This window comes from Micromonospora sp. ATCC 39149, assembly GCF_000158815.1.
Lineage (GTDB): Bacteria > Actinomycetota > Actinomycetes > Mycobacteriales > Micromonosporaceae > Micromonospora.
Window position 1 is genome coordinate 6626252 of sequence record NZ_GG657738.1, and the last position, 17851, is coordinate 6644102.

Consider the following 17851-nt stretch of genomic DNA (forward strand, 5'->3'; position numbering starts at 1 on the left):
AGGATCAGCGAGCCGTCGTCGGTGAACGCGATCGGGTGCTCGCGGACGGGTTAGGAGGGGTCCCCTGCTACGCCGTAGGCGTCGGCAGGGGACCCCTCCTTGCCCCGCGTCAGTCGTGGGCGATGGCGCCCAGCACGTTGATCCGGGCGGCGCGGACCGCCGGCAGCGCCGCCGCGATCATCCCGATCAGCGCGGCCAGCCCGAGGAAGATCCCCATCTGCGACCAGGGCAGCACCAGGTCGGTGATCCCCTCGTCCTTCAGGGCCCGGACCACCGCCGCGCCGAGCCCGGTGCCGACCGCGACGCCGAGCAGCGCGCCGAACACGGAGATCACCACGGCCTCCACGGTGATCATCCGCATGGTCTGCGCCCGGCGCAGCCCGATCGCCCGCAGCAGCCCCAGCTCCCGGGTGCGCTCCAGCACCGACAGCGCCAGGGTGTTGACGATGCCCAACACCGCGATCACGATGGCCAGCGCCAGCAGGATCTGGATCATCGTGAGCAGCGTGTCGAAGACGCTGGTCTGCTGCTTGATGTAGCTGGCCCGGTCGGCCACCGACACCTCCGGGTTGTCGGCGACCAGCGAGTCGAGCTGCGGCTGCACCTGCGACACCGGCGTGCCCGCGCTCAGCCGCACCAGCGCCGAGAACGGCTGCGGGTTGGTGAACTCCGCCCCCGCCTGTTCCGGCAGGATGATCGACCCGATGGACCTCTCGTCGGGCAGGACCGCCGTCACCGTGTATGTGTGCGGCCCCTCACCCCGGGCGAACTGCGCGGTCAACCGGTCACCCACCGACTTGCCCAGCTCCTTCGCGCCGGAGACGCTCAGCGCCACCTGGTCCGGCCCTAGCGTGGCGATCGTGCCCGACTGCGCGACGGTGCCGTAGATCCGGGCCATCGCGGCCAGGTCGGTCAGGGCCACCACGTATTTCGGGTCGCCGTCGACGACCGCGTTGTCGTTGTACACGCCCAGCACCGCGTCCACCCCCGGCAACGCGGCGGCCCGGTCCACCACCGACGGATCGAACGTCGGCGGCCGGGGCCCGGTCTGCTCCCCGGAAATCACCAACTGCGCGTCGACGATGCGTTCCGCCGTGGCCGAGATGCTCGACTTGGCCGAGTCGAGGAGCACCGTCACCCCGGTCACCAGGGCGATACCGACCATCAGCGCGGCAGCGGTGATCGCCGTGCGGCGCGGGTTGCGCCCCGAGTTCAGCCGGCCCAGCCGGCCCGGCACCGACCAGGCGAACAGCGCGCCGAGCAGCGACACCACCGGCCGGCTGATCAGCGGGGTCAGCAGCGCCACCCCGATGAACGTGAACAGCACCCCGCCCAGGATCACCATCAGCGTGGACCCGCCGGCGTTGCCGGTCAGCCCGAGGGCCAGCAGCCCGCCGCCGAGGGTGGTGACCACGGCGCCGGAGACCGTGATCTTCGTGAGCGGCCGGTCCGGGGTGGCCACGTCCTGCATCGCCGCGATCGGCGGGATGCGCGACGCCCGCAGCGCCGGCAGCAACGCCGCGACCACCGTGATCAGCATGCCGACGGCGAACGCGCTGAGCACCGCCATCGGTGGCACGCCGATCCCGGCCAGCGACAGCCCGCCAGCGAACCTGCCGAACGCCCAGGCCAGCAGGGCACCCACTCCGATGCCCGCGCCGAGCCCGAGGACCGAGGCGACCAATCCGATCGCGAGTGCCTCCAGCACCACCGAGCCGATGATCTGCCCCCCGCTGGCGCCGATGGCCCGCATCAGGGCCAACTCCCGGGTCCGCTGCGCCACGATGATCGAGAAGGTGTTGAGGATCAGGAACGTGCCCACCAGCAGCGCCACCGCGGCGAAGCCGAGCAGCACTTTGTTGAAGAAGGACAGCCCCTCCTTGAGGCTGGCCGAGGCGGCGGCGGAGAGTTCCTCGCCGGTCTTGACGTCGTAGCCGGCGCCCAGGGCGCGGGCCACGTCGTCGCGTACCGCCTCCGGGCGCACCCCGTCGGCGGCCTGCACGGTTACGCTGTTGAAGGTGCCGGGCTTGCCGAGCATCAGCCGCTGGGCGGTGGGCGTGGTGAACGCGATCTGGTTGACCCCGCCGATGGAGTCCCGGCCGCCGCTGTAGCCGAAGATGCCGACCAGGGTGAAGTCACGGCGCTTGGACTCGAACGCGGTCAGCGCCCCGACCCGGTCACCCACCTTGACCTTGGCGGCCGTCGCGAGGGCCGCGTTCACCACGATCTCGTCGTCGGCCTGCGGGGCACGCCCCTCGCGCAGCCGCACCACGTCGCTCTCGCCGGTCCAGTTCTCCCCGAGCTGGGGCGGGCCGAACGAAGTGATCGCCTTGCCGTTGCTGCCGATGAGCCGGGCCCCGTCGGCGCTGACCACGCCCGTGGCCGACGCCACCCCGGGCACCGCCCGCACCCGGTCCACCACGTCCGCGCCGAACGGCGGGGACACCTGCTCGCCCTCGGCCTCACCCACCACGAGTTTCGGCTTCGCGGCGACGTTGACGTCGACGCCCTCGAACGCGTCGGCGAAGACCGCGTCGAAGGACCGGCCGAGGGTGTCGGTGAGCACGAACGCGCCGGAGACGAACATGACGCCGAGCACCACGGCCAGGCCGGACAGCACCAGGCGCACCTTGCGCGCCAACAGGCTCTTCAGGGTCGCTCGGAACATCAGTTGCCCACCTCGGTGGTGGCGGGCAGGTCGAGCTTCTTCATGGTGTCCAGCACCGTGTCGGCGGTCGGCTCGATCAGCTCCGACACGATCTCGCCGTCGGCGAGGAACACCACCCGGTCGGCGTACGCGGCGGCCGTCGGGTCGTGGGTCACCATGACGATCGTCTGGCCGTGCTCGCGCACCGAGTTGCGCAGGAAGTTCAGCACCTCCGCACCGGAGCGGGAGTCCAGGTTGCCCGTCGGCTCGTCGGCGAAGATCACCTCGGGGCGGGCGACCAGCGCCCGCGCGCACGCCACCCGCTGCTGCTGGCCGCCGGAGAGCTGCGCCGGGCGGTGGTCGAGCCGGTCGCGCAGCCCCACCGTGTCGATCACGACGTCGTACCAGACCGGGTCCGGCCGGCGCCCGGCGATCGACAACGGCAGCAGGATGTTCTCCTTCGCCGTCAGCGTCGGCAGCAGGTTGAACTGCTGGAAGATGAAGCCCACCTTGTCGCGGCGCAGCTTCGTCAGCCCGGCGTCGCCGAGCCCGGTCACCGTCGTGTCGCCGATCGACACCGTGCCCCTAGTGACCGAGTCCAGGCCGGCCAGGCAGTGCATCAACGTCGACTTGCCCGACCCGGACGGGCCCATGATCGCCGTGAACTGGCCCCGCTCGAACTCGGCGCTCACCCCCCGCAGCGCGACGACCTGAGCCTCGCCGCTGCCGTACACCTTCCACACGTCGCTTGCGCGGGCCGCGGCCCGATCCTGGCGGCCTGTCGTCGCGGTCACGTCATCTACCTCTTCCTCGGGCTGGGTCCGCACCGGCCCCCGCTGGCCCGGTGCGGGCATGTGCTCATCCTCGGCCCCCCGCGGCACCGAACCCTCCGACTCCGGGGGGAGCCCAGGCGGATTTCCCGCTGCGGGTGGGCCCCGATGCCGGCTCAGGGTTGCCCCTGACCGCTACGCGGTACGCGCACCTGGCCCCGGGCCCGCCGGCTAGGCCCGGGGGCGCACCAGACCCGACTCGTACGCGAACACCACGGCCTGCACCCGGTCGCGCAACCCCAGCTTGGTCAGCACGTGCCCGACGTGGGTCTTCACGGTCGTCTCGCTGACCGTCAACTCGCGGGCGATCTCCGCGTTGGACAACCCCCGCGCCACCTGCACGAGCACCTCCCGCTCGCGCTCGGTGAGCGCGTTGAGCGCCTTCGGCGGGGTCGCCGCCGGGTCGGGCAGCGCGTCGGCGAAGCGGTCCAGCAGCCGCTTGAGGATCCGCGGGGCGACCACCGCGTCCCCGGCGGCGACGGTGCGGATGGCGGTGATGAGGTCCTCCGCCGGCACGTCCTTGGCCAGGAAGCCGCTGGCCCCGGCGCGTAGCGCCCCCACCACGTACTCGTCGAGGTCGAAGGTGGTCAGGATCAGCACCCGCACCGGCAGCCGGGCGTCGACGATGGCCCGGGTCGCGGCCACCCCGTCCATCCGGGGCATCCGGATGTCCATCAGCACCACGTCGGGCAGCAGCCGGCGGGACAGCTCCACCGCCTCCACCCCGTCGCCGGCCTCGGCCACGATGTCCAGCCCGTCCTCGGAGCCCAGCACCATGCGGAAGCCGGTACGCAGCAGCGGCTGGTCGTCGGCGAGCAGGATCCGCACCGGCCGCGGCGGCGTCGTGCCCTCTCCGGTCATCTGGATCCCCCCGTCACGCCGGCCCCGCCCGGCTGGTCGTGGCGCGGCCCGGTCACGCCGAAGCCGTCCCGAGCTGCTCCACCGGAATCCTCGCGTACACCCGGTAGCCTCCGCCGGGCCGGGCCCCGATGCGCAGCGTCCCGCCGTAGAGGCCGACCCGCTCCCGCATGCCCACCAGCCCGTGCCCGATTCGGCCCGAACCCGGCACCGGCCCCCGGCCGGTGTCGGTGACCTCCACGGCCAGGAACGCCGCGCCGAACGTCAACCGGACCACGGCCGTCGCCTTCCCGGCGTGCTTGAGGGCGTTGGTCAGCGCCTCCTGCACGATCCGGTAGACGGTCAACGCCACGCCCTCCTCCAGCGACCCCGGCACGCCCTCGACGCGCAGCGTCACCGGCAGCCCGGCCTCGCGTACCTGCTCCACCAGCCCCTCGATGCCGGCCAGGCCGGGCTGGGGGGCCAGGTCGGCGGCCGGTTCGGCGTCGGTGCGCAGCACGTCCAGCAGCCGGCGTAGCTCCCGCAGGGTGGCCCGGCCGGTGTCCTCGATGGTGGCGATCGCCTCGTCGGCGGCGTCCGGGTCGCGGCGCAGCACCCGCCGGGCGCCGGTGGCGAGGACCCCCATCACGCTCACGTGGTGGGCCACCACGTCGTGCAGCTCCCGGGCGATGCGCCGCCGCTCGTCGGCGACCGCCTGCTCGGCCAGGGAACGCTGGTTCTGCTCGGCCACCCGGGCCCGCTCCCGCAGCGCCTCGGTGGAGGCACGGCGGGCGTGCACCGCCCGACCCACCGCGTACGCCACCACGGCGACGAGCAGGTTGTTGAGCACCAGGTAGGCCGGGCCGACCTCGAAGACCGCGTCGGCGACCGGGACGAGGACGTTGGCCACCATCACCGGCGTCCACAGCGCCACGGCGGACAGCGCCGCGGGGCGGGCCGGGTGGTGCGCCGCCATCGTGTACGTCAACGCCATGAAGGTGAGGCTCTGCGTGGCCGGGGCCTGCCCGAGCCCCGCCGGCACCGCAAGGGTGGCCACGGCGGCGACCACCGCCGGCCACGGCGCCACCCGGCGCAGCGCCACCGGGGCGGCGCAGAGCACACTCCAACCCATCGCGGCCGGCAGCGGGCCGGGCCGCAAATGCACCGGGGTGAGCAGCACGAAGACGGCGTCCACCAGCACCACGGCGACGGCGAGGAGCACGTCGGCGGCCAGCGGGTGGCGGCGCAGCAACGCCTTCGGCCCTGCGGTCATACCGGAACGCTAGCCGCCGCCGGTCGCGATCGGTCGTCGCCGATGGTGAACCCGGTCTCCTCCTCAGGGAGGAGGCTCACTCGTCCGCCCCGGGCGGGCTGGGCCGGGACCGGGCGTCGACCAGTGGGTCCGCCGCGGCAGCCGGGGCCGGGAACGGCGGCGGGGTGCCGCCGAAGCTCGGGCACAGCGCCCGGTGGTTGCACCAGTCGCACAGCCGGCTCGGCCGGGGCCGGAAGTCCTGCCGGGCCGTGGCCGCCTCGATCGCCTGCCACAGCGCCACCACGGTGCGCTCGAAGCGCGCCAACTCCTCGGCGTCCGGGGTGTAGTCGCAGACCTCCGCGTCCTTGAGGTAGAGCAGCCGCAATACCCGGGGCACCACGCCGCGCGTGCGCCACAGCACCAACGCGTAGAACTTGAGCTGGAACAGCGCCCGCGCCTCGAACGCCTCCCGGGGCGCGCCGCCGGTCTTGTAGTCGACCACCCGCAGCGCCCCGTCCGGGGCCACGTCTAGGCGGTCCAGGTAGCCTCGGATCAGCAGTTCGTCATCGACCACCGCGGAGATCAACGCCTCTCGCTCGGCCGGCTCCAGCCGGCGCGGGTCCTCGACCGCGAAGTAGCCCTCCAGCAGCCCGGCCGCCGACCGCAGGAACTCCGCCGTGCCGTCGGGGTCACCGGCGTCGAACAGGGCGGCCAACTCCGGCTGCTCGGCGACCAGCCGGTCCCACTGCGGGGCCACCAGGTCACCGGCCGCCTCTGGGGTGCGGCCGGCGGCCGGCAGGTCGAACAGCCGCTCCAGCACCGCGTGCACCAGCGTGCCCCGGACCTGCTCCACGCTGGGCCGCTCCGGCAGCCGGTCGATGCTGCGGAACCGGTAGAGCAGCGGACAGGTCTTGAAGTCGGCCGCCCGTGACGGCGACAGCGACGCCCGGACCGTCGCCGGCACCTTCGCCGTGGCCCGCGACTGCTGCTGGTCGATCACCGGTTCCGCCGTCATGCCCGGAAGGTTAGGCCACCGGTCCGACAAGCCCACCGCGCCGCTCCGACAGGTGATCGTGCGCGCCGGGTCCGTAGCATCGGGACGATGGAGCAGCAGACCGACCGCCCGCCCCGCCGACCCGCCCGCCCCGGCCTCACCGTCGGTCGGGTGTTCGGCGTGCCCCTGCACCTCAACGGGTCGATGCTGCTGCTGGCCCTGCTGGTCACCGTGACGTACGCCGAGTTCGCCCGCCGCCAGCTCGACCTGTCCCAGCTCGGCGCGTACCTGATCGGGGTCGGGTTCGTCGTGTCGCTGCTCGGCTCGGTGCTGCTGCACGAACTCGGCCACGCCCTCACCGCACGCCGGTACGGCATCGGCGTGCGGGGGATCACCCTGGAGTTGCTCGGCGGGTACACCGAGATGGACCGTGACGCCCCCAGCCCCCGGGTCGACCTGCTGGTGTCGCTGGCCGGCCCGGCGGTCTCCGCCGTGCTCGGCGTCGCCGCCGTCGCCGTCACCCTGGCGCTGCCCGACGGCACCCTGGCCAACCAGCTCGCCTTTCAGCTCGCGCTCAGCAACGTCATCGTCGCGCTGTTCAACCTGCTGCCCGGGCTGCCGCTGGACGGCGGCCGGGCGCTGCGGGCCGCGGTGTGGGCGCTCACCCGCGACCGACACACCGGCACCGAGGTCGCCGGCTGGGTCGGCCGGGCGGTCGCCGTCGGAACCGCCGCGCTGGCGGTCGTGCTGACGGTCAACCGGCTGCTGGCACCCCTGGCCCTGCCGCTGATGCTGCTCGTCGCGGTCACCCTGTGGCGCGGTGCGGGACAGTCCATTCGTCTCGCCCGGATCAGCCGCCGGTTCCCGCTGATCGACCTGCGCCGGCTGGCCCGCCCGGTCCTCGCGGTGCCCACCGGCACCCCGCTGGCCGAGGCGCAGCGCCGCCGTGCCGAGGGCGCCCGCCCCGACGCCGCGCTCGCCGTCGCCGACGGTGCCGGCCGGCCGGTCGCCCTGGTCGACCCGGTCGCCGCCGACGCCGTGCCGCCGGCACGGCGGCCCTGGATCGCCGTCGACGCGGTGTCGCGCACCCTGGCCGGCCTGCCGGTCCTGCCGGCCGGCCTCGACGGGGAACGGGTGATGGAGGCGGTGCGGACCCACCCGGGCGCACAGTACGTCGTGACGGCAGGCGAAGATGTCGTCGGCGTTCTGCACATCGCGGACCTGGCGCAGCTCCTGGAACCCAAACGGAAGATGAACACGTGACCGCACATCCCTCCTCCCTCTCGGCCGACCCCGGCGCGCCGGGATCCGCCGACACCCCGGCGCCCCTGCCGGCGGCCCCCGGCGACGGCGCGGCGTCCGGCGCCCCGGGCCTCCGCCATGGCAGGGGGCCGTTCCGCCCCGGCGACCGGGTGCAGCTGACCGACCCGAAGGGGCGGATGCACACGGTCACCCTGGAGCCTGGCAAGGAGTTCCACACCCACCGCGGGATCCTCGCCCACGACGCCCTGATCGGGCTGCCCGACGGCAGCGTGGTCACCACCTCCGGCGGGGGCACCGCGTTCCTCGCGCTACGCCCCCTGCTGTCGGACTACGTGCTGTCCATGCCTCGCGGCGCCCAGGTGATCTATCCGAAGGACTCGGCGCAGATCGTCGCCATGGGTGACATCTTCCCCGGCGCGAAGGTCCTGGAGGCCGGCGCCGGCTCCGGCGCGCTGAGCTGCTCCCTGCTGCGGGCCGTCGGCACCACCGGCGAGCTGCACTCCTACGAGCTGCGCGACGACTTCGCCCAGATCGCCCGCCGCAACGTCGAGGCGTTCTTTCACGGCCCCCACCCGGCGTGGCGGCTGCACGTCGGCGACGTCGCGGCGTGCCCGGAGACCGGCTTCGACCGGATCATCCTGGACATGCTCACCCCCTGGGAGACCCTCGACATGGTGGAGCGGGCCCTGCTGCCCGGCGGGGTGTTCATCGGATACGTGGCCACCACCCCCCAGCTGTCCGAGCTGGTGGAGGCGCTGCGCGAGCGCGGCGGCTGGACCGAGCCGCGCGCCTGGGAGTCGCTGGTGCGCGACTGGCACGCCGAGGGGCTCGCCGTGCGCCCCGACCACCGGATGATCGCGCACACCGCGTTCCTCGTCTCGGCCCGCCGCCTCGCCCCCGGCGTGAACGCCCCGCCCCGGCGACGCAAGCCCAGCAAGGGCGCCGAGGCGTACGCCGAACGCAAGCAGGCGCTGCGCGCGGCCGCCGAGGCCCGGCAGGCCGCCGCCGCTCAGGCCGCCGGGGCGCTGCCCGACGCGGCGGAGGAGCGTGGGGAGGCCGGATGAGCCAGCCGGGCTTCGGCGGTCAGGACGTGCCGGCGGTCTTCCCCGACTGGTCGCCCTACACCGAGCTGGAATCGGCGGCGCGGGCCTACCTGCGGGACCCGGACGTCGCACTGGAGGCCCTGGACGGGGTGCTGCGCGGCGCGTCCGTGCTCGGCTTCACCCTCGAACGGTTCGTCAACGAGGTCAACGGCGTGTGGCAGGAGGTGGTGGTCTGCGACGGCAGCCGCCTCGTGCTCTGGCACGGCGAGGACGTGCCCCCGGGGGAGGGGCCGCCCGGGTCGATGACCTCGTCGCTGCGGGTCGTGCCGGTCTCCACCGTGACCGAGGTCGGCTGCCGGCGGCGGCTCACCCGCACCGACGACGGCGGGATCCGGGTCGACAGCATCGACGTCTACCTGCTGCTCACCTCGCTGGACGAGGCGCCGCCCGGCGACGAGATCGGCGGGGTGCCCCGGCACGACGCGCTGCGCTTCGGTAAGACCCTCGACGACGGCGGGGCGGGGCAGATCGCGCGGCTGGAGGAGTTCGCCCGGATGGTGGCCTCGGTGGTCGGCCGGCCGCTGCTCTGAGCCCCGGCCGCCGGGTGGGCCGAGCCCCGGCCGCCGGGGCAGCCGGGCGCTCAGTCGTCCGTGGCGTCCGGGCCGGCCACCTCGACGCCGTCGCCGCGCACCACGTGGATGCACTCGCCCGGGCACTCCCGCGCCGAGTCGATCACCTCCAGGCGCAGGTGCTCGGGCACCCCCACCCGGCTGCCCGGCGCGAGCCGCAGCTCGCCGTCGGTGCCCTTGACGTAGGCCAGCCCGTCGACGTCGAACTCGAAGACCTCCGGCGCGTACTGCACGCACAGGCCGTCGCCCGTGCACAGGTCCTGGTCCACCCAGACCTGCAACTGGTCGGTCGCGACCTCGCTCACCGGCGTACCCCCATGCTCTCCCGTCCCACGACACGACGGTACCCGAAGGCCCGGACCTGCCTCGGCGGCCACCCTTGGCGATCAAGCTTCAGTGACGAGGGCGTTGCGTGGGACCGAATCGGCCTCATAGCGGCTAGTGTTAGGGCAGAACGTTCAAGCCCCCCGGGGAGGTGGGACGTGGCACGCAGCGACGACGCGGACTCGCGCGCCGCACGGTGGGAGAAGGAGGCCCACGATCTCTCCACGCAGGTCGCGTTCCTTCAAGAGGAACTCGCACTGGTGCGGCGCAAGTTGACCGAAAGCCCCCGACACGTCCGGCAGCTCGAAGAGCGGCTGGCGGCCACCCAGGCACAGTTGGCGCGGCTGACCGAGAACAACGAACGGCTCGTGAGCACTCTGAAGGAGGCCCGGGCGCAGATCGTGACCCTCAAGGAGGAGATCGACCGCCTCGCGCAACCGCCGAGTGGCTACGGTGTCTTCCTGGCAGCGCACGAGGACGGCACGGTGGACGTGTTCACCGGGGGGCGCAAGCTCCGGGTCGCCGTCTCACCCTCGCTGGACGTCGCGGAGCTGCGACGCGGCCAGGAGGTCCTGCTCAACGACGCGCTCAACATCGTCGACGCGTTCGGTTTCGAGCGGGTCGGCGAGGTGGTGATGCTCAAGGAGATCCTCGCGGGTCCCGACGGCGCTCCGGGTGACCGGGCGCTGGTGGTCTCGCACTCCGACGAGGAGCGCATCGTGCACCTCGCCGATACCCTGATCGGCTCGCCGATCCGGGCCGGCGACTCGCTCATGATCGAGCCACGCTCGGCGTACGCGTACGAGCGGATCCCGAAGAGCGAGGTCGAGGAGCTGGTCCTGGAGGAGGTGCCCGACGTCGACTACACCGACATCGGTGGCCTCCAGGCGCAGATCGAGCAGATCCGCGACGCGGTGGAGCTGCCCTTCCTGCACGCGGACCTGTTCCGTGAGCACCAGCTCCGCCCGCCCAAGGGCATCCTGCTCTACGGCCCGCCCGGCTGCGGCAAGACGCTCATCGCCAAGGCGGTGGCGAACTCGCTGGCCAAGAAGATCGCCGAGCGGTTGGGCAAGGAGAGGCACACCAGCTTCTTCCTCAACATCAAGGGCCCCGAGCTGCTCAACAAGTACGTCGGCGAAACCGAGCGGCACATCCGGTTGATCTTCCAGCGGGCTCGGGAGAAGGCCGGCGAGGGCACCCCGGTGATCGTGTTCTTCGACGAGATGGACTCGATTTTCCGCACCCGCGGCTCCGGCGTCTCCTCCGACGTGGAGAACACCATCGTCCCCCAGCTGCTCAGCGAGATCGACGGCGTGGAGGGGCTGGAGAACGTCATCGTCATCGGCGCCTCCAACCGGGAGGACATGATCGACCCGGCCATCCTGCGCCCCGGCCGGCTCGACGTGAAGATCAAGATCGAGCGGCCGGACGCCGAGGCGGCCAAGGACATCTTCTCCAAGTACATCCTCTCCGGGCTGCCCCTGCACCCGGACGACCTGGCCGAGCACGGCGGCGACCCGCAGGCCACCGTCGCCGCCATGATCGACGCGGTCGTGCTGCGGATGTACTCCGAGACCGAGGAGAACCGCTTCCTCGAGGTGACCTACGCCAACGGTGACAAGGAGGTCCTGTACTTCAAGGACTTCAACTCCGGCGCGATGATCCAGAACATCGTCGACCGGGGCAAGAAGATGGCGATCAAGGAGTTCCTCACCTCCGGCCGCAAGGGCCTGCGCCTACAGCACCTCCTCGACGCCTGCGTCGACGAGTTCCGCGAGAACGAGGACCTGCCCAACACCACCAACCCCGACGACTGGGCCCGCATCTCCGGCAAGAAGGGCGAGCGGATCGTCTACATCCGCACGCTCGTCTCCGGTGGCAAGGGCACGGAGGCCGGCCGGTCGATCGAGACCGCCAGCAACACCGGCCAGTACCTGTAGCCCCGACGGCACGCGACGGGGCCCGCGACAGCGACGTCTCGGGCCCCGTCGCGTCCCCACCCCGGGGCCGCGACACCGCCCCGGCGTGGCCCGCCCGCCGCGCCCCCTCGCCGCGCGGCGCGGACTACGCTCGACGTGACGGGGGACCGGGTCGGCGAGCGAAGCGGGTAGGTCGATGAGCGTAAGACGGATCATGGGCACCGAGGTCGAGTACGGCATCTCCGTGCCCGGCCAGGCGGGGGCCAACCCGATGGTCACCTCCTCCCAGGTGGTCAACGCCTACGGGGCGCGCCCCGAACTCAACCGGGGCGGCCGGGCCCGCTGGGACTACGAGGAGGAGTCGCCGCTGCGCGACGCCCGCGGCTTCACCTACTCCGGCGCCGCGTACGACCCGGCCGAGGCCCTCGCCGACGAGGACCTCGGGCTGGCCAACGTCATACTCACCAACGGCGCCCGGCTCTACGTCGACCACGCCCACCCGGAGTACTCCACCCCCGAGGTCACCAACCCCCTCGACGTGGTCCGGTGGGACAAGGCCGGCGAGCGGGTGATGGCCGAGGCGTCCCGCCGGGCCGCCACCATCCCGGGCACCCAGCCCATCCGCCTCTACAAGAACAACACCGACAACAAGGGCGCCAGCTACGGCGCCCACGAGAACTACCTGATGCGCCGGCAGACGCCGTTCGCCGACATCGTCGCGTACCTGACGCCGTTCTTCGTGACCCGCCAGATCGTCTGCGGTGCCGGCCGCGTCGGCATCGGCCAGGACGGCGGCGCCAGCGGCTTCCAGATCTCCCAACGTGCCGACTTCTTCGAGGTCGAGGTCGGCCTGGAGACGACGCTCAAGCGACCCATCATCAACACCCGCGACGAGCCGCACGCCGACGCCGACAAGTACCGGCGGCTGCACGTCATCATCGGCGACGCCAACCTGTCGGAGATCTCCACGTACCTGAAGCTCGGCACCACCGCGCTGATCCTCACCATGATCGAGGAGAAGGCGCTCGGTGCGGACCTGGGCATCGCCGACCCGGTGGGCGAGTTGCGCGCCGTCAGCCACGACCCGTCGTTGAAGCACCTGATGCGGCTACGCGACGGGCGGCGGTTGACCGCCCTGGACGTGCAGTGGGCGTACTTCGAGCGGGTCAGCTCCTTCGTGGACGACCGGTACGGCACCGACGTCGACGCGCAGACCGCGGACGTACTGGCCCGCTGGGAGAGCGTGCTGGACCGGCTCGGCCGCGACGCTTTCCTCTGCGCCGACGAGCTGGACTGGGTGGCGAAGCTGCGGCTGCTGGAGGGGTATCGGGAGCGGGAGAACCTCGGCTGGGGCTCACCCAAGCTCCAGTTGGTCGACCTGCAGTACTCCGACGTGCGGCCGGAGAAGGGCCTCTACCACCGGCTTGTGCAGCGCGGGTCGATGAAGACGCTGCTGACCGACGAGCAGACCCGCACGGCGATGACCGAGCCGCCGGAGGACACCCGGGCCTACTTCCGGGGCCGCTGCCTGGCCCAGTACGCCTCCGAGGTGGTCGCCGCGAGCTGGGACTCGGTGATCTTCGACGTGGGACGGGAATCGCTGGTGCGGGTGCCGATGATGGAACCGGAGCGGGGCACCCGCAAGCACGTCGGTGCCCTGTTCGACCGGTGCGTCAGCGCCAAGGACCTGCTGGAGACGCTGACCGGCGGCTGATCCGCCGTCGACGCGGGCCCGCCGCGCGCCGGGAACCCGGCGCGCGGCGGGCTTTTCGTCGCCTCCGCGAGGTAAGTTCATCGGAGGAGATCGTGGAGGAGGCAGCAATGGCCACTCGTGACAGCGGCGGGCAGTCGCAGTCGGGCAAGGCCCGGCAGGGCGAGGAGATCGAGGACGTCACCACCGAGGCGAACCCGGAGGTTGCCGAGCGGCACGCCGAAATCACCGAGGACGTCGACGACCTGCTCGACGAGATCGACTCCGTCCTGGAGGAGAACGCAGAGGAGTTCGTGAGGGGATACGTACAGAAGGGGGGTGAATGATACTATATGTCCGATTTGCCTAGTGCGTCGGACAAGAAGTGCCTCCAGTGTGAGCGCCTGCTGCCCACGACCGAGTTTCATCGCAACCGGCGGCGCGTGGACGGGCTGGCCTACTACTGCAAGACCTGCGCGGCGGCCCGCTCAGAGGCGAGCCGCCGCAAGCGCGGGATCAGCGCGCCGACAAGGCCTCCGGCTCCGGTCCCCGCCGGGCTGAAATGGTGTCCCGACTGCGGAGACACCAAACCGCTTGAGGACTTTCCGCGCACCAGGAAGGCCGGCGGGCGGCACTCGTACTGCAAACCGTGTCACAACGCCCGCGGGAAAGAAACGGTGCAGCGGCTGTACGGCGGCACCCGCGAATACCACCTGCGTCGCCGCTACGGGGTGGGGCAGAAGGAGTTCGACGAGCTTCTGGCCGAGCAGGGCGGGGTCTGCGCGATCTGTGGCGGCGCGGACCCGCAACATCTGGACCACGATCATCGCACCGGTTGGGTGCGCGGGATACTCTGCTTCAACTGCAACGGTGGTCTTGGCCAGTTCCGTGACAGTCCTACGAGGCTGGCCAGGGCGATCACGTACCTGAAGGGAACCACGTGGCAGCGGGCTTTGATCCATCCGGGCGTCTACCAGATGTGTTCACCAACGCGGGGACGTCCTCCTTCACGTCTTTCCTGAGCAGGGTGGCTCCCGAGATGCTGCCCGGCCGTCGGCCGTTGCCGCCGGGCATGGCCGCCGACCTGGCGCCGCACGCGACCACCATCGTGGCCATCTCGGCCGCCGGTGGCGTGGTGATGGCCGGCGACCGGCGGGCCACCATGGGCAACCTGATCGCCCAGCGGGACATCGAGAAGGTGCACCCGGCCGACGCGTACTCGCTGGTCGGCATCGCCGGCACCGCGGGCATCGGCATCGAGCTGATGCGACTGTTCCAGGTGGAGCTGGAGCACTACGAGAAGATCGAGGGCGCGATGCTCTCGCTCGACGGCAAGGCCAACCGGCTGGCCTCGATGATCCGGGGCAACCTGGGCGCGGCCATGCAGGGCCTGGCGGTGATCCCGCTGTTCGCCGGGTTCGACCTGGCCGCCGCGGACCAGGCGCGGGCCGGGCGGATCTTCAGCTTCGACGTGACCGGCGGCCCCTACGAGGAGACCGGCTACGACGCGATCGGCTCTGGGTCGATCTTCGCCCGGTCGGCGCTGAAGAAGCGGTTCCGCGCCGGTCTGTCGATCGACGACGCGGTGCGGCTCGCGGTCGAGGCGCTCTACGACGCGGCCGACGACGACACGGCCACCGGCGGCCCGGACATGATCCGCCGCATCTACCCGGTGGTGATGACCGCGACGGCGGAGGGCACCCACCGGCTCACCGAGGCCGAGACGGCCGCCATCGCCGAGGCCGTGGTCGCCGGCCGGATGGAGAACCCGGGCGGCTGAGCCCGCCCACACCCCAAGCAGCAGTCGTCGTCAGCACAGCGCCCAAAGGAGAACCGCCGCCGTGGCCATGCAGTTCTACGCCTCGCCCGAGCAGATCATGCGCGACCGCTCCGAGCTGGCCCGCAAGGGCATCGCCCGGGGTCGCAGCGCGGTGGTCCTGAGCTACTCCGGCGGGGTGCTCTTCGTCGCGGAGAACCTCTCCAGCACCCTGCACAAGGTCAGCGAGATATACGACCGGATCGGCTTCGCCGCCGTGGGCCGGTACAACGAGTTCGAGAACCTGCGTCGCGCCGGGGTCCGGATGGCCGACCTCAACGGCCTGAGCTACGACCGGCGGGACGTGACCGGTCTGGCGTTGGCCAACGCGTACGCGCAGACCCTCGGCGCCATCTTCACCGAGCAGTCGAAGCCGTTCGAGGTGGAGATCTGCGTGGCGGAGGTGGGCGCGACGCCGGAGGCCGACGCGCTGTACCGGTTGACCTACGACGGTTCGGTGAACGACGAGCCCGGCCGGATGGCGATGGGCGGGCAGGCCGAGGCGATCTCCGGGGTGCTCAAGGCGCAGCACCGGCCGGACATGTCGCTCGGCGAGGCGGTCCGGGTTGCCGTGGCGGCGCTGGGCAGCGTCGGTGGGGAGGGCGGCGCGGCCCGGACGATCGCGGCGAACCAGTTGGAGGTGGCGGTCCTGGACCGTCGCCGGGTGGGCCGGACGTTCCGGCGGATCACCGGGGCGGCTTTGACCGCGCTGCTGGATGCCGACGCGGACGCGGCGAAGGACGAGGCGTCGACCGAGGAGCGCCCGGAGACCCCGACGACGCCGATGCAGGAGGCGGGGAAGCCGACCACGTCGGCCGGCTCGGCGGACCTGGAGGGGCAGCAGGAGTCCGACACGTCCGGGTCGTGACTTCCGAAGCGGTGATCACCGGCCGGCCACCCCGCGCGGGGTGGCCGGTCCCGTGTCCGGGTGGCCAGCCCTGCCCATTCGGTGCTTCGGGGGGCTAATGTCACCTCATGGAGCGGCGAATCTTCGGCCTTGAGACCGAGTACGGCGTCACCTGTACCTACCGTGGGCAGCGGCGGCTGTCCCCTGACGAGGTTGCGCGGTACCTGTTCCGCCGGGTGGTGTCGTGGGGTCGGTCGAGCAATGTGTTCCTGCGCAACGGTGCCCGGCTCTACCTGGACGTCGGCTCGCACCCGGAGTACGCGACGCCGGAGTGCGACTCGGTGGTGGACCTGGTGGCCCACGACCGGGCGGGGGAGCGGATCCTGGAGGGGCTGCTCGTCGACGCGGAGAAGCGGCTGCACGACGAGGGCATCGCCGGCGAGATCTACCTGTTCAAGAACAACACCGACTCGGCCGGGAACTCGTACGGCTGCCACGAGAACTACCTGGTCTCCCGGCACGGTGAGTTCGGCCGGCTGGCGGACGTGCTGATCCCGTTCTTGGTGACCCGGCAGCTGATCTGCGGCGCGGGCAAGGTGTTGCAGACGCCCCGGGGTGCGGTCTACTGCCTGTCGCAGCGGGCGGAGCACATCTGGGAGGGAGTGTCGTCGGCGACGACCCGGAGCCGGCCGATCATCAACACCCGGGACGAGCCGCACGCGGACGCGGAGCGGTACCGGCGGCTGCACGTCATCGTGGGTGACTCGAACATGAACGAGGTCACCACGCTGCTGAAGGTCGGCTCGGCGGACATCGTGCTGCGGATGATCGAGGCGGGGGTGGTGATGCGGGACCTGTCGCTGGAGAACCCGATCCGGGCGATCCGCGAGGTGTCGCACGACATCACCGGCCGGCGCAAGGTGCGGCTGGCCTCCGGCAAGGAGGTCAGCGCGCTGGAGATCCAGCAGGAATATCTCGCGAAGGCGACGGAGTTCGTGGAGCGCCGGGGCGGGGACCAGACGGCCAAGCGGGTGGTGGAGCTGTGGGGTCGGGTGCTGCGCGCGGTGGAGACCGGTGACCTGGAGCCGGTGTCGAGGGAGATCGACTGGGTGTCGAAGCTGCGACTGATCGAGCGGTACCAGCGCAAGCACGACCTGCCGTTGTCGCATCCGCGGGTGGCGCAGATGGACCTGGCGTACCACGACCTGCGGCGCGGGCGCGGCCTGTACGGGCTGCTGGAGCGGCGCGGGCAGGTGGACCGGGTGGCGACTGATCCGGAGATCTTCGAGGCGAAGGAGACACCGCCGCAGACGACCCGGGCGCGGCTGCGGGGCGAGTTCATCCGGCACGCGCAGGAGAAGCGGCGTGACTTCACCGTCGACTGGGTGCACCTGAAGCTCAACGACCAGGCGCAGCGCACCGTGCTGTGCAAGGACCCGTTCCGGGCGTACGACGAGCGGGTGGAGCGGTTGATCGCCAGTATGTGATTCGGTGGCCCCCTCGCGCGGCGCTGGTCGCGGCGGGAGGGGGCCGTCCGGGTAGGCTGGCGCTGCCATGACGATGTCTGAACCTCCCGGGCGCGAGCGCGGCGGCGCCGAGAAGCCGAACTGGATCGACCGCCGCCGCGAGAAGATCCGTGCCGAGGTCGAGCGGAACCGGCGCGGCGAGTACACGGTGCCGACGTGGGTGCTGGCCCGTCGCGCTTGCTGGTGATCGTCGGCGGCTGGCTCGCGTTGATCTTCGTGGCCTGACGGGCCCGG

16 protein-coding genes and 1 pseudogene are annotated in these 17851 nt (G+C 72.0%); 11 read left to right on the forward strand and 6 right to left on the reverse strand.

Annotation, left to right across the window (positions count from 1 at the left end; all coding sequences use genetic code 11):
• Positions 1–109 precede the first annotated feature (109 nt).
• The 5 genes from MCAG_RS28595 to MCAG_RS28615 form a co-directional block, all read right to left on the reverse strand.
• Positions 110–2668, reverse strand: a complete 2559-nt coding sequence (locus tag MCAG_RS28595; protein WP_007076425.1) for an ABC transporter permease — start codon at positions 2666–2668, stop codon at positions 110–112.
• Positions 2668–3441 carry an ABC transporter ATP-binding protein gene (locus MCAG_RS28600; RefSeq protein ID WP_007076426.1) on the reverse strand — a complete coding sequence of 258 codons (774 nt, stop codon included), beginning with the start codon at positions 3439–3441 and terminating at the stop codon, positions 2668–2670. The genes MCAG_RS28595 and MCAG_RS28600 overlap by 1 nt, the downstream gene beginning before the upstream one ends.
• A 207-nt stretch (positions 3442–3648) precedes the next feature.
• The gene (locus MCAG_RS28605) at positions 3649–4338 is read right to left on the reverse strand and encodes a response regulator transcription factor (RefSeq protein WP_007076427.1); all 690 of its coding nucleotides are present in this window, start codon (positions 4336–4338) and stop codon (positions 3649–3651) included.
• A gap of 52 nt (positions 4339–4390) precedes the next feature.
• Positions 4391–5587: a sensor histidine kinase gene (locus MCAG_RS28610; protein WP_007076428.1), complete on the reverse strand. Its 1197-nt coding sequence runs from the start codon at positions 5585–5587 to the stop codon at positions 4391–4393.
• A gap of 76 nt (positions 5588–5663) precedes the next feature.
• Positions 5664–6581: a PD-(D/E)XK nuclease family protein gene (locus tag MCAG_RS28615; protein WP_007076429.1), complete on the reverse strand. Its 918-nt coding sequence runs from the start codon at positions 6579–6581 to the stop codon at positions 5664–5666.
• Positions 6582–6731: 150 nt separating this feature from the next.
• Here MCAG_RS28615 and MCAG_RS28620 point away from each other — a divergent pair, with 150 nt between their 5' ends.
• The 3 genes from MCAG_RS28620 (at position 6732) to MCAG_RS28630 (ending at position 9456) form a co-directional block, all read left to right on the forward strand.
• Complete coding sequence (locus MCAG_RS28620; RefSeq protein WP_036378162.1) at positions 6732–7823, forward strand: M50 family metallopeptidase; 1092 nt, start codon at positions 6732–6734, stop codon at positions 7821–7823.
• A gap of 65 nt (positions 7824–7888) precedes the next feature.
• Positions 7889–8887, forward strand: a complete 999-nt coding sequence (locus MCAG_RS28625; protein WP_007076431.1) for a tRNA (adenine-N1)-methyltransferase — start codon at positions 7889–7891, stop codon at positions 8885–8887.
• On the forward strand, positions 8884–9456 hold the full coding sequence (locus MCAG_RS28630; RefSeq protein ID WP_007076432.1) for a hypothetical protein: 573 nt from the start codon (positions 8884–8886) through the stop codon (positions 9454–9456). The genes MCAG_RS28625 and MCAG_RS28630 overlap by 4 nt, the downstream gene beginning before the upstream one ends.
• 50 nt (positions 9457–9506) lie before the next feature.
• Here the strand turns inward: MCAG_RS28630 and MCAG_RS28635 are convergent, their stop codons facing one another.
• Positions 9507–9800 carry a ferredoxin gene (locus MCAG_RS28635; RefSeq protein WP_007076433.1) on the reverse strand — a complete coding sequence of 98 codons (294 nt, stop codon included), beginning with the start codon at positions 9798–9800 and terminating at the stop codon, positions 9507–9509.
• A gap of 177 nt (positions 9801–9977) precedes the next feature.
• On the opposite strand from MCAG_RS28635, the gene arc reads away from it, so the two are divergent.
• From arc to MCAG_RS34115, 8 genes and pseudogenes are all read left to right on the forward strand, one after another.
• Positions 9978–11759 (forward strand): proteasome ATPase, encoded by a 1782-nt coding sequence (arc, locus tag MCAG_RS28640; protein ID WP_007076434.1) that lies wholly within the window; start codon positions 9978–9980, stop codon positions 11757–11759.
• Between the two features lie 175 nt (positions 11760–11934).
• Positions 11935–13452, forward strand: a complete 1518-nt coding sequence (gene dop / locus MCAG_RS28645) for a depupylase/deamidase Dop (RefSeq protein ID WP_007076435.1) — start codon at positions 11935–11937, stop codon at positions 13450–13452.
• A gap of 107 nt (positions 13453–13559) precedes the next feature.
• Complete coding sequence (locus MCAG_RS28650; RefSeq protein ID WP_036375672.1) at positions 13560–13775, forward strand: ubiquitin-like protein Pup; 216 nt, start codon at positions 13560–13562, stop codon at positions 13773–13775.
• A gap of 6 nt (positions 13776–13781) precedes the next feature.
• On the forward strand, positions 13782–14450 hold the full coding sequence (locus tag MCAG_RS31600) for an endonuclease VII domain-containing protein (protein ID WP_007076437.1): 669 nt from the start codon (positions 13782–13784) through the stop codon (positions 14448–14450).
• Positions 14369–15208 (forward strand): proteasome subunit beta, encoded by an 840-nt coding sequence (gene prcB / locus MCAG_RS28660; RefSeq protein WP_007076438.1) that lies wholly within the window; start codon positions 14369–14371, stop codon positions 15206–15208. The genes MCAG_RS31600 and prcB overlap by 82 nt, the downstream gene beginning before the upstream one ends.
• A gap of 61 nt (positions 15209–15269) precedes the next feature.
• Positions 15270–16112, forward strand: a complete 843-nt coding sequence (prcA, locus tag MCAG_RS28665; RefSeq protein WP_036375675.1) for a proteasome subunit alpha — start codon at positions 15270–15272, stop codon at positions 16110–16112.
• A gap of 107 nt (positions 16113–16219) precedes the next feature.
• Complete coding sequence (gene pafA, locus MCAG_RS28670; RefSeq protein WP_007076440.1) at positions 16220–17578, forward strand: Pup--protein ligase; 1359 nt, start codon at positions 16220–16222, stop codon at positions 17576–17578.
• A 67-nt stretch (positions 17579–17645) separates the two neighbouring features.
• A pseudogene (locus MCAG_RS34115) lies at positions 17646–17842 on the forward strand (hypothetical protein).
• Positions 17843–17851 lie beyond the last annotated feature (9 nt).

Excerpts from the sequence above, each read along its gene's own strand:
- MCAG_RS28615 (WP_007076429.1), bottom strand. The coding sequence starts at position 6,581 with ATGACGGCGGAACCGGTGATCGACCAGCAGCAGTCGCGGGCCACGGCG.
- MCAG_RS28610 (WP_007076428.1), bottom strand. The coding sequence starts at position 5,587 with ATGACCGCAGGGCCGAAGGCGTTGCTGCGCCGCCACCCGCTGGCCGCC.
- MCAG_RS28630 (WP_007076432.1), top strand. The coding sequence starts at position 8,884 with ATGAGCCAGCCGGGCTTCGGCGGTCAGGACGTGCCGGCGGTCTTCCCC.
- MCAG_RS28605 (WP_007076427.1), bottom strand. The coding sequence starts at position 4,338 with ATGACCGGAGAGGGCACGACGCCGCCGCGGCCGGTGCGGATCCTGCTC.
- pafA (WP_007076440.1), top strand. The coding sequence starts at position 16,220 with ATGGAGCGGCGAATCTTCGGCCTTGAGACCGAGTACGGCGTCACCTGT.
- dop (WP_007076435.1), top strand. The coding sequence starts at position 11,935 with ATGAGCGTAAGACGGATCATGGGCACCGAGGTCGAGTACGGCATCTCC.
- MCAG_RS28595 (WP_007076425.1), bottom strand. The coding sequence starts at position 2,668 with ATGTTCCGAGCGACCCTGAAGAGCCTGTTGGCGCGCAAGGTGCGCCTG.
- MCAG_RS31600 (WP_007076437.1), top strand. The coding sequence starts at position 13,782 with ATGTCCGATTTGCCTAGTGCGTCGGACAAGAAGTGCCTCCAGTGTGAG.
- MCAG_RS28650 (WP_036375672.1), top strand. The coding sequence starts at position 13,560 with ATGGCCACTCGTGACAGCGGCGGGCAGTCGCAGTCGGGCAAGGCCCGG.